The organism is Faecalispora jeddahensis, from assembly GCF_000577335.1.
GTDB lineage: Bacteria > Bacillota > Clostridia > Oscillospirales > Acutalibacteraceae > Faecalispora > Faecalispora jeddahensis.
In genome coordinates this window covers 1-11,835 of sequence record NZ_CBYL010000068.1, presented here as the reverse complement: position 1 = coordinate 11,835, position 11,835 = coordinate 1, and the positions used below count along the sequence as shown (strand labels likewise).

Genomic DNA, 11,835 nt, shown 5'->3' with positions numbered 1-11,835 from the left:
TATTTTTCTTTTCCCTCCACATGAGGGATAGCTTTTTTCGCTCGTTCAGTGTAAGATGGTGGTAGCTCATAAGGGGCGCCGCCTTTCCAGTAGTAGTCTTATCAATTCCTACTGTACCACAACGGCCTCTCTTATGGGCCCTTTTTACTCTGTTGCACTTCTTATTTTAATCCGCCTCGCAAAGAAAGTAAGTGCCCGCCCCGGCATGAGGGGCAAGCCCTGCGTCAGCGGAATGTCCCCGTGAGGCAACTCACAGAAAAAACATCTGCTTTATTGAAAACGAAAAACTTCATTATAAAATTACAAACCGCCGCGGGAATCTTCCCGAGGCGGCTTTCTTATACATTTTGTATATTATCATATTCATTCGACAAATAGTACGAAAAGTATATTCTTTTCCTGAAATTCCGGTGTTTTTCCGTGCATAACCGAAAGCCATACTTTGCAAATAATCCCCTGCAGTGCAGCCGGTTATATACGATTCTCCGGCTCCTCTGTCTTTTGAAACAGAACATTCTTTTCTTTCAAAGAAATTTTCTCAACCTGATAGCCGTACTCTTTTGCTTCCTTTTTATAATTCAAAAAGGAATGGTCGATCTCGAAGCCGAGAACCTGCCTGATTTCTTCAAAAGACAGCTTAAGCGGGCTGCGGCCATCCTCTTTCAGATGCTGCCACAGAGGATCATATTTACTCATCTGTACACGCTCTTTCCCTTTGCGGCACGCACGGAATGCCCAACATTCCGTCTGCCGGAATATTGAACACAAAACGGCCGATTTCAAAAATACAAATGGGCATTTTTCAACTCATAATACCCATTGTATACTTCCAGGCCAGAATCCGCAGTACGCTTTCGTCCAGCCGCTCCTGCGAAATGGAACCGTCCTGCACGGCGGCGTACAGGGCATCGAAATCCCCCGAAATATCGGTGGAAAGCATCAGATCGTTCCCCGCCAAAAATGCGGCGGGCGCGGCGGAGTTCTCCCCTGCCTTGTCGCGCAGCCCCTGCATCGAGAGGTCGTCCGTCATCACGACGCCGGTAAAGCCAAGCTCCTCGCGCAGAATGCGGTGTACCTCCGCCGACAAAGACGCCGGGTTCTCCGTGTCCATTGCCGTCACGATGTTGTGCGAAACCAGCACGCACTGTACACCGGCCTCAATGCCTGCCTGAAACGGCAGAAAATCGCTGTCGCGGAAGCTTTCCATATTCCGGTTATCCGTCGCGATACCGGTGTGCGTATCCGAATTGCCGCCGTACCCCGGAAAATGCTTGAGCGTGCTGGAAAGGTTTTTGCTGTTCGCGGCCTCCACTACTGTTTTGACAAACTCCGCCGTACGCGTTCCATTTCTGCCAAATGCGCGCGGAAACATATAGGTGTTCCGGTCAAAGGTCACGTCCGCCACGGGGGCGAGATTCACGTTCAGACCATAAGAAAGCAGAAAATCGGCCTTATCGAGCGCATCCTGACGGATGCCGTCCATGCCGCCGTTCGCGTAAACCACCTGCGGAGAAGCGAATTTTTTCGGTGAAAGAGCGGGGAACTGGCTGACCCGCGTAACGGTGCCGCCCTCTTCATCCACGGCCAAGGCCATTTTGACTTTGTTGGCCTCCTGGTAGCCCTGCAGCATCGCGCGCACCTGCTCCGGCGTTTTGTCTTTGAAGCTGTCCGCCCCAAAGAAAAAACCGCCCGGCTGGTATTCGGTTACTGTCTGCACATCCCCTTCGGTCGGGGCGCGGAACAGAAAGACCTGCCCCACCTTTTCTTTCAGAGACATTCCTGCCAGCGTCTGTGCGGCCTTGGGATAAGCGTCCTTAAAAATCCCCGTCCCCTCCACCACCGGCACGGAGGATGCCTGAGAAGCAGCCTCTGACGACTGCGGCTGCTCCGCCTGAGAGGAGCTTGTCTGAGGGGTGCTTGGCACCGGATTTTTGACCGCAAACGGTGAAAATGGTCCAAGCAGGGCAAACGCCCCCGCCCCTGCCAGCAGGATGCCTGCCAGCACGAGCATGGGGACGATACTTCTTCTTTGTCTGGTATATTGAGGTCTGTAATGCTTTCTACTCACTGTTTCAGCAGCTCCCTGTAAAGTCGGATGTATTCATTGGCCGAACGGCCCCAGCTGTTGTCGCATGCCATAGCACGGCGTACCAGAATCTCCCAGCCCTCCTTGTTGGCGTAGCCCTCCAGCGCGCGGTACAAGGCATACAGCATATCACCGCTGTTGTAGGTCTGGAACGTAAAGCCGTTGCCCTCGCCGTCGCCGCTGTCCTGAATGGAATCCTTCAGACCGCCGGTCTCGCGCACAACCGGAATGGCGCCGTAGCGCAGGGCGATCATCTGCGAAAGGCCGCAGGGCTCGCTCTTCGAAGGCATCAGGAAAATGTCGCAGCCGGCGTATACACGGCGCGAAACCTCCGGCACAAAGCCGATATACGCGCATACACGGCCGGGGTAGCGGCTCTGCATCTCACGAAAAAAGCTCTCGTACTCGTAATCGCCGGAACCGAGCAGCACAAACTGCGCGTTTGTTTCCGTCATGATCCGCTCAAACGAGTCGCGCACCAAATCAAGGCCCTTCTGCGCGACCAGCCGGGTCACCATGCCGATCAGCGGAGTATCCGCCTCCTGCTCAAGACCAAGCTGTTCCTGAAGCGCGCGCTTATTCTCGGCCTTGCCGGTCAAATCCTCCGCGCTGAACGGCGCGGGCAGCGTGGCGTCGTTCTCCGGGTCGTAATGAACGTTGTCGATGCCGTTCAGAATCCCCGAGAGCTTCCAGGAGCGTGAATTCAGAATCCCCTCCAGCCCATAGGCGAACCAGGAATTCAGAATCTCTTTCGCATAAGTAGGGCTGACCGTCGTTACCCAGTTGGCGCACTCGACAGCGCCCTTGAGCATATTGACGCAGGTGTCGTATTCCAGAAGCTGCGAGGCGGAATCCGGAATGCCGAGAACATCGCGCACCAGCTCCATACCGTATTTGCCCTGATACTGGATATTATGGATCGTCAAGACCGTTTTGATTCCCTGATACCAGGGGTTATTGGCATAAAACAACCGGAAATACACCGGAACCATAGCGGTCTGCCAGTCGTTGCTATGGATGATGTCGGGTTTAAAATCGATGGCGGGCAGCATTTCGAGCGCCGCGCGCGACAGGAACGCGAACCGCTCCGCATCGTCGTAGTGGCCGTACAGGCCGGGACGCTTAAAGTAATACTGGTTGTCGATCAGGTAGTAGATCACTCCGCCCGCTTTCGCCTCAAACACGCCGCAGTATTGTCTGCGCCACGCCACCGGCACCGAAAGACTGGTGACAAAGTGCATTTGATCGCGCAGCTCCTGCGGGATATCGTCGTAAAGCGGCATCACAACCCGGCAGCCGATCAGGCGGCGGCGCAGAGCCTGCGGCAAAGAGCCGGCCACATCGCCCAGCCCGCCGGTAGCGGCAAAGGGCAAGGCTTCACTGGTGCAATATAATACTTTCATCACAACGCCTCCTGTCAGTTACACCAATCGTCCATTCAACAGCAAAGAGAAAAGTTCGGTCCCTCCCCCGCCACAGGCGAGGGAGAAACGTCTGTTTTGCCTGTTTTATGAAAGATCGGTATTATACAATGCTTCCCTTGCTGATAAAGACCGGATAAGATTGGAATCCCATCAGAGAGCGCTCTTCCTTGATTTCCACATCTTTATCGATGACCACGTAATTCAGGCGGCTGCCGCGCCCGATGATGCTGTCCTGCATGATGACGCAGTTTTCAAGTCTTGCGCCCTTTGCCACCTTGACGCCGCGGAACAGCACGCAGTTATGAACCTCGCCGTCCACCTGGCAGCCGTCTGCGACGAGTGAATTGGTCACGTGGCAGCCAAGGCCGTAGCGCGCGGGCATATCGTCGCGCACCTTGGTGTAAATCGGGCGGTCCGGGCAGAAGAGCTGAGCACGCACCTGGGGCAGCATGAGGGCCATATTGGCCTCGAAATACGCGTTCATCGAGTTGATGACCTGCATAAAGCCCGTAAATTCATGCGCGTACACGCGGTAATGCGGAATGTTGCGCTGCAGCAGGTCGCGCGGAAAATCGTACAGATTGCGGCTGATGCAGTCTTCCACCAGCTTCATCAGCAGCTGGCGGCCGATGAGGATGATATTCATGCTGAAATTGCATTCCCCCTCCATGTGGGGGTCGATCAGCATATCGCGCACGCGGAATTCGGGATCGAGCTGCAGAACGCCGATGTTTGACACCTTCGGCGGAATCTTGCCGTACCGGTACACGATCGTAATATCCGCCTGCTTTTCCATATGGGCGGCAATCACCTTTTTCAGGTCGATGTTCGCGACGATGTCGCAGTCGCTGAGCAGCACATATTCCTCTTTCGAGCTGGAGAGGAAACGGAACGCAGCGGAAAGCGAATCGATGCGGCTGTTGGAAATCGAGCTTTGCGCGCCAAAGGGCGGCAGCATGTACAGACCCTCGCGTTTGCGGGACAGATCCCACGCTTTGCCGGAGCCAAGATGATCCATCAGCGACTGATAGTTGCTCTTGGTCAAAACACCGACCTTATTGATGCCGCAGTTGACCATGTTGGAAAGGGGAAAATCGATCAGGCGGTAACGCCCGCCGAACGGCACGGAGGCCATTGCGCGTTTTTCTGTCAGTTCGCGCACTCTTTCTTCGTGAACATTAGAGAACAATAACCCTACCACATTATTTCCACGCATTATTTCGCCACCTCCTCCGCGTCGATCATCGCCTTCGCCGGCACTACGGCGCCGGGTGCGATCACGCAATTTTCGCCTACCACGGCGACGCCCCATTTTGATTTATCGTCCATCTCTTCGGGCCGTGCGCCCACGACGGCGCCCTTCCCGATGACAGCATTTTCAGAAACAATCGCATACTGAACCACGGCGCCCTCTTCCACCCGGCTGCCCGGCATGATGATCGAATCGCGCACCACAGCGCCCGGCGCAATATAAGTGCCGGCAAACAGCACCGTAAAATCCACCTCGCCGTACACATTGCAGCCCTCGGCAATCAGCGAGTTCTGCACCATGGCCTCCGGCGCGAGATAATGCGGCGGCATCACCGGATTGCGGGAATAAATCTTCCACGAGGGCTCGCCCAGATCGAGCTCGGTGTGCGGGTCGAGAAGATCCATGTTCGACTCCCACAGGCTCTCGATAGTCCCTACGTCCTTCCAGTAGCCGTTAAACTCATAGGCGAACATCCTTTCGCCTGCCTCCAGCATCGCAGGGAGCAAATCCTTGCCAAAATCGTTGGAGGATTTGGAATCGGCCTCGTCCTGCTCCAGATATTTGCGCAGCTTGCTCCACGAGAATACGTAAATGCCCATCGATGCTTTGTTGCTCTTCGGCTTTTTGGGCTTTTCGTCAAACTCATAGATCGAACCGTCCTCACGCGTATTCAGGATTCCGAAGCGCGGCGCCTCTTCCCACGGCACCTCAATCTGAGCGATGGTGCAGTCTGCCTCTTTCTCCTTATGGTATGCGATCATTTTGGAATAATCCATTTTATAAATATGATCGCCCGAAAGGATCACCACATAGTCCGGGTGATACCGTTCAATAAAGGGAATATTCTGATAAATCGCGTTTGCCGTACCCTTGTACCAATCGGCCTTGCGCCCACGCTGATACGGCGCCAGCATATGAACACCGGCGTCCATGCTGTCAAGGTCCCAGGGCTGGCCGCTGCCTATGTAATCATTCAGTACCAGGGGCTGGTACTGAGTAAGCACTCCAACTGTTTCAATTCCCGAATTGACACAGTTGGAGAGCGGGAAATCGATGATACGGTATTTTCCGCCATAAGGCACCGCAGGCTTTGCCAGGTTTTTGGTCAGCACCCCCAGGCGGCTGCCCTGCCCGCCGGCCAGCAGCATGGCGACAACTTCTTGTTTTGGCAACATCGTAACTACCTCCTTGGCTTGTGTTTTAAAAAGCGCCGCTGTTTATGATGGCTGTTTTGCCTGTTTTTGCAGCCTTCCGCCGCTCTTTTTCGGACGGCGGCGCTTGCATTTTAAATAAAAGACGGACATGGGAGGCAGCGTGAGGCTGACACTCTGTTCATACCCGTGCATCGGAATCGGGTGTGAGGAGATGGAATCCCCGTTGGTGATGCCGGTACCGCCGAACTCTACCTGATCGGACGAGAAGACCTCTTCATAGACGCCGTCCCACGGCACACCGATACAGTAGTTTTCCCTTTGAATCGGCTGAAAATTACATACGATAACGAGTTCTTTCTCCGCCTGATCGATCCGCCGGAACGAAATGACGCTCTGGGTGTAGTCGTCGTTCGAAATCCAGGAAAAACCCTCCCACGAGAAATCGATCTGCCACAAGGCGGGATTCTCCAAATAGAAATGGTTCAGCGCCTTGAAAAAGCACTGGGCCTGCTGATGCAGCGGATATTCCAGCAGGAACCATTCGAGCTGCTTCTCGTTGTTCCACTCCACAAACTGGCAGAATTCCGTGCCCATAAAGATCAGCTTTTTCCCCGGGTGCGCCATCATATAGCTCATAAACGCACGCACACCGGCGAGCTTTTCATCATTATCACCGGGCATTTTGTTAATCAGCGAGCATTTGCCGTGCACCACTTCGTCATGCGAGATGGGCAGAATAAAATTCTCAGAAAAGGCGTACATAAACGAGAACGTAAGGTTGTCATGATTATATTTGCGGTAAATGGGGTCAAGTGACATGTACCGGAGCATATCGTTCATCCAGCCCATATTCCACTTGTAATTAAAGCCAAGACCGCCGCAGTAGGTTGGGCGGGAAACCAGCGGCCACGCGGTGGATTCCTCCGCGATCATCATCACATGGGGCGACACCTCAAACACTGCTTCATTGAGCTTCTGAAGGAACGTGACAGCCTCAAGATTCTCCCGGCCGCCCTGCTCATTCGGGATCCACTCCCCCGTCTTGCGGCTGTAATCGAGGTACAGCATCGAAGCGACCGCGTCTACCCGGATTCCATCAATATGGTACTGCTCCAGCCAGAACACCGCGCTGGAAATCAAAAAGCTGATCACCTCGCTGCGGCCGTAATCGAATACGAGCGTTCCCCAATCCTTATGCTCTCCCTTTTTGGGGTCCGCATATTCATAGCAGGGGGTGCCGTCGAAGCGGGCCAGGCCGTTTTCATCCTTGGGGAAATGTGCGGGAACCCAGTCGAGAATCACGCCGATTCCCGCCTGGTGGCACTGATCCACAAAATACATAAAATCCTTCGGCGTGCCGTAACGGGAGGTCGGAGCGAAATAGCCCGTCACCTGATAGCCCCAGGAGCCGTCGAACGGATATTCCGTAAGGGGCATCAGCTCAATATGCGTATACCCCATCTCTTTCACATACGGCAGCAGCTCTTCGGCCAGCTGGCGATAGGAGTAGATGCTGCCGTCGGGATTCCTGCGCCAGGAGCCCGCGTGCAGCTCGTAAATATTGACCGGCTGATTGTAGTGGGGCTTCTGCGCCTGCCGGCGCTTCCATGCCGTATCCTTCCAAGAAAAGCCGTCCAGCGAATAATATTTGGATGCGTTGCCGAAGCCATCTTCAAAATGAAATGCATAGGGGTCGCTTTTAAACACCTTGGTACCGTCTGTCTGCTCAATGCAGAACTTATAAGACATATACTCCGGCAGAACAAAAGGCAGATACCCCTCCCAAACGCCCTGGCTGATCTTCTCCATCGGATACTCGTCGGCATCCCAGTCGTTGAACTCGCCCGCAACAGAAACAGAGAGGGCGTTTGGCGCCCAAACCCGGCACACCATGCAGGGGGACCCGTCCTGTTCCGTTTCGTGCATGCCCATATACTCATAGGCCCTGCAGTTCGTCCCCTGATGGAACAGGAAAAGCGGCATACTGGAGCCCTGCGTTTTTGATGACATGTGAATCCACTCCCTTCCAGAGCTTTCTAGTTCCATCATACCATAAATCTCTAAAAATTCAATAGTTTTTAGTAGTTTTCTTAAAACAATTCGATTTGATACATCAGTAATTTGTATATATATCACAAATAATTGCCAAGCTGATTAGGTAATGGGCAATAGAATTCAAACAACAAAAGAAACCAGAAATGAAATGATGCGTTTTTAAGCCGCATTACTGTATCTTACCGGATGATCGGTGTCACATTTTAGAAAAAAAGAGGACGCGCTGTATTTTTAGCACTTTAGCCTTGAAAACGGCAATTCGATATAAAAAAACGGTGCATGTGTTTTTTATGCACATACACCGTTACCAGGCTCCGGCCAGCCGGAGCTTATTGATTATTTATGATCGACACTGAACATGTGGGAAATCAAATCCAGCACCTTGTTGCTGTAGCCCCACTCGTTGTCGTACCAGGAAACCAGCTTGACAAAGTTAGGATTGAGCATGATGCCCGCTTCCGCATCGAAAATGGAGGTACGAGGATCGCCCAGGAAATCGGAGGAAACAACTGCGTCTTCCGTATAACCCAGAATGCCCTTCATCTCGTTTTCCCCCATAAAAAAGCCTCAATTCTTAATACTACAAAAGAACTTCCTAAAAGGTCAATTATCGTTATAAGTGGCTATCGTTATCACAACAGAGTGAATCGTTGTCCCACCTATTTATGAGTAAATTATAGCACGAATTGAGAAAGAAGACAAGATAAAATATGCTATACACGTGTAGAACTATAAGTGAGTTTTAATGTATTTATAGAAGACTGTGTTTTCTCTACTCATAGAAATAATTTTGCAATTGATATAAAGAAAGATGCTATAAAGTTATGTTATGCTTTTTGGCATATGTTTCAATAAGGGGTCTAGTGGCATCTTCTCTATAAGGCTCATCTTTTTTCTCATAAAAAGATAAAAACGCAAGAACATTTTCTTTTGTTTTTGTTGGAAATAAAGTAAATGCTTCACTTTCGATAAACTGCTCCATTCTATTTACTGTATCAGCTAAATCAAAATATTTTTCCATGTTTTTTAAGTCTATCTTCCAAATATCGAAAACAAAATTGCTAGCTCCCTTTCCATGTCCGATAAACGAAGAAATAAAATGTGCCAAACTGGAGTCTTTCTTCAATATGTCCTTCAAATATTCCTGATAAGTAATTTTGATATCTTCATTATCGCTTTTCTCCACCAACCATGTTATAAAAGAAAAATTTGGTTCTTCTATCAAAGTGCCGTCATTGATTTGTTGTCTAATAAAGTCATATATAATATCTTCCAGTTCCAATACATTGTCTATAGTGAATAGAGCTTCTTCTGGATTTTGTTCTTTATTGCTTTCTCCTGTAAAACGATTATGTTCGCGCTCATAGCCCAGTAATAATTGCGTTTTAAGAGATAGCCGTATAGAAGTATCCTTAAACAGGTTTTTTATAGTTGAATAACGTTCCTGCCTATCAATAAATACCCACAATAAGTAATCAACAGTATTTCTCAAGCGCCATTGCCAAGGATAAGAATAAAATTTTTTATCATCAGCATCATGCAATGTATCCCAATGCTTCACTATATAAGTTAACAACAATGTCGCTCTATCTTTATGTATATCTGTATTTTTTAGAGGATTAAATATTGATGCCAAATAATCAAGAAATTGATTGGTTAGTTCTTTTTCATCCAGTTTGGATATTTCATTAACTAGAGTAAGTTCATTCGCATGAAATACGAGATAATTCACTTGCTTTAATGACAAGCTTTCACTAAAAGCTAATGTGAAATATCTATCGTAATAATTTGAGTTATATATACTTCCCAACTTTATTGATCCGTATCCATTATAACTTATCCCCGAAAGGCCCTTTTTCATGGTACTACTGACTTTTGGAAACATGAGCGATAATATTTCTGTGAGGTTATTTCTTTGTGTGTCATTTATATCTTCAGTTAAAATTTCATAAAGCTTCTGGAAGGCATTTTCTTCATTATTATACGAAGAATAATTTATGGAAAATGAACCGCAGAATTGCTCTTTGTATGCGGGCATAACAGCATATATTTCTGGAAGAAAAACTTGGATAGTAGTAATACCAATCAAATCGACAATATCAGTTTCATCCTTTAGAAATGAGTATTTCAAGCTAATGGTATTACTTAATCGAACTACATCCCGAATTGTAGTCAAAAAAGGTTTAATTCCTTGATGAAACATCATCGACCATTTAGTCTTATCGAAATTTTCTTCTGGTATTTCTCCAATAATATCATTTAACTGATCCAAGAATGTATATGTGAGCTGTTGCTCCGTGATGTTCGGTAAATGAAAAGGAACTTGAACTATTTTCTCCAAGTATTTTGCACCATCATATTTCTGTATACCAGATAATGCATTGCTAACAATATCAAAATCAAAAGCTAATACATAAATTGTGTTTGGAAAATCCGCAATTGATTTGACGAGCTGAAATACAGAGCGAATTTCATCATCTGATAATCTGTCAATGTCGTCTATAATGATTATCGTTTTAACTTTTGCCGATGTTAGAAGAGCTATCAAGTCGTCTTTTAACTTCTGAATATTTGTGTTTCTACCCTCGGCATATTTGTTCAAGCCTTTACCTAAATCTTTCGTAAAAGCAGATGCGATTGTACCGATAACTCCAATTTGGGGAATAAGTGTAGTAAATTCCAATGCCCCACCAAAAGTCTCCATTGTCTTGCCTATTTTTTGCACTCTAGATGTACTATTGGAACCGAATTTTGCAGATAGTTGCTTAAAGAATTGAGTAACAAGCTGAGTTTGGTCGGAAAACATCCAAGGATTAAAACGCAAAACAACGGGCATATGCTCCATTTCGGCGGAGAGATTACTTAACGATTCTTCCAGCATGTTAATAACTGAGGTCTTTCCAGACCCCCATTCGCCATATAAACCTATATTGAAACTGTTTTCTTGGTCATAACTCATAATAGTCTGAGCTAATTGACGGGCAAAAGATGCACGGTTCAGGGTATCTTCTTGAGAACTGACTATTGGTGTATCTGAATACATTTACGTTACCCCTTGTCAAAATAACATATATTGGTTTTATATCACAAATGATAACTACATCTTAACTGCGGTAGCATTGTTCTATTCGTAAAAGTTGTATTACAGATTATAGCCTATAACCAAAACTCATACAAATTTCCCATCATTGCTATCATCTTATTTTCTAAAAAATTCCGTACAGAAATTATTCTGCACAATTTACAAATACCGCTACATAATTAAGAGGAACGGCATTTAGTCTACATATGTTTAATTATAACAATTATTATCTAATTATTCAATGATAAACGTTCAAAATGATATTTGGTTATTGATATAGGTAGATATCGTAATCATAACAAAGTCAATTGTTACCCCATCTAATTTATAAGTAAATATGGCATGATTTGAGAAACAAGACAGGGAGATGTATATCGCATATCGCTAAAATTTTATTGATATGTGAATGCCAATCAGCTATAGGACGGACTCCATAAAAATTTGAACTGAGATTTTGTAAAAGCCCCCGCATGTTTTCTCTCCCTAATTTCAAGTCAACATAATTTCACAACAAATATGCAGTCTTATTGTCATACAAAAAGATTGACATGACAAAATCGAAATAAATCCATAAAAGAAATTTAAATTATTTTGCTTAGCATCATAAAAATGTCCTATACTTATTATGACTATGAGCATAATGAACGAGTATAGGAAAACAACCATTTTAAATAGAGTTTTAATCGACATCAATCCTGTTGCATTATACGTATTTTTCTTTTACGGTCCTAGGCGAAAGCCTTTTATTCTCCAAGTAATATTACATAAGATTATATAATAAA

General features: G+C 47.4%; 7 protein-coding genes and 1 pseudogene. All 8 read right to left on the bottom strand.

Translation table 11 applies throughout. The annotated features are described in order from the left end of the window. Positions 1–471 precede the first annotated feature (471 nt). Positions 472–696, bottom strand: a complete 225-nt coding sequence (locus TY09_RS16515; RefSeq protein WP_042436621.1) for a hypothetical protein — start codon at positions 694–696, stop codon at positions 472–474. 106 nt (positions 697–802) lie between these two features. Next, entirely contained in the window at positions 803–2,068 is a 1,266-nt protein-coding gene (locus tag TY09_RS16510) for a glycoside hydrolase family 3 N-terminal domain-containing protein (RefSeq protein WP_242841523.1), read from the bottom strand. Then, positions 2,065–3,489 carry a glycogen synthase GlgA gene (gene glgA, locus TY09_RS16505; RefSeq protein WP_042436614.1) on the bottom strand — a complete coding sequence of 475 codons (1,425 nt, stop codon included), beginning with the start codon at positions 3,487–3,489 and terminating at the stop codon, positions 2,065–2,067. Before glgA ends, TY09_RS16510 begins: the two co-directional genes overlap by 4 nt. A gap of 121 nt (positions 3,490–3,610) precedes the next feature. Continuing rightward, on the bottom strand, positions 3,611–4,726 hold the full coding sequence (glgD, locus tag TY09_RS16500) for a glucose-1-phosphate adenylyltransferase subunit GlgD (RefSeq protein ID WP_042436612.1): 1,116 nt from the start codon (positions 4,724–4,726) through the stop codon (positions 3,611–3,613). Then, positions 4,726–5,937: a glucose-1-phosphate adenylyltransferase gene (locus TY09_RS16495; RefSeq protein ID WP_009062084.1), complete on the bottom strand. Its 1,212-nt coding sequence runs from the start codon at positions 5,935–5,937 to the stop codon at positions 4,726–4,728. Before TY09_RS16495 ends, glgD begins: the two co-directional genes overlap by 1 nt. Positions 5,938–5,979: 42 nt before the next feature. Then, positions 5,980–7,926, bottom strand: coding sequence for a 1,4-alpha-glucan branching protein GlgB (glgB, locus tag TY09_RS16490; protein WP_042436610.1), 1,947 nt, complete (start codon positions 7,924–7,926; stop codon positions 5,980–5,982). Between the two features lie 381 nt (positions 7,927–8,307). Further along, positions 8,308–8,523, bottom strand: a pseudogene (locus TY09_RS16485) (type I glyceraldehyde-3-phosphate dehydrogenase); the annotation flags it as partial. Positions 8,524–8,785: 262 nt separating this feature from the next. Further along, complete coding sequence (locus tag TY09_RS17775) at positions 8,786–11,014, bottom strand: KAP family P-loop NTPase fold protein (RefSeq protein WP_052335745.1); 2,229 nt, start codon at positions 11,012–11,014, stop codon at positions 8,786–8,788. Between the last annotated feature and the right edge of the window lie 821 nt (positions 11,015–11,835).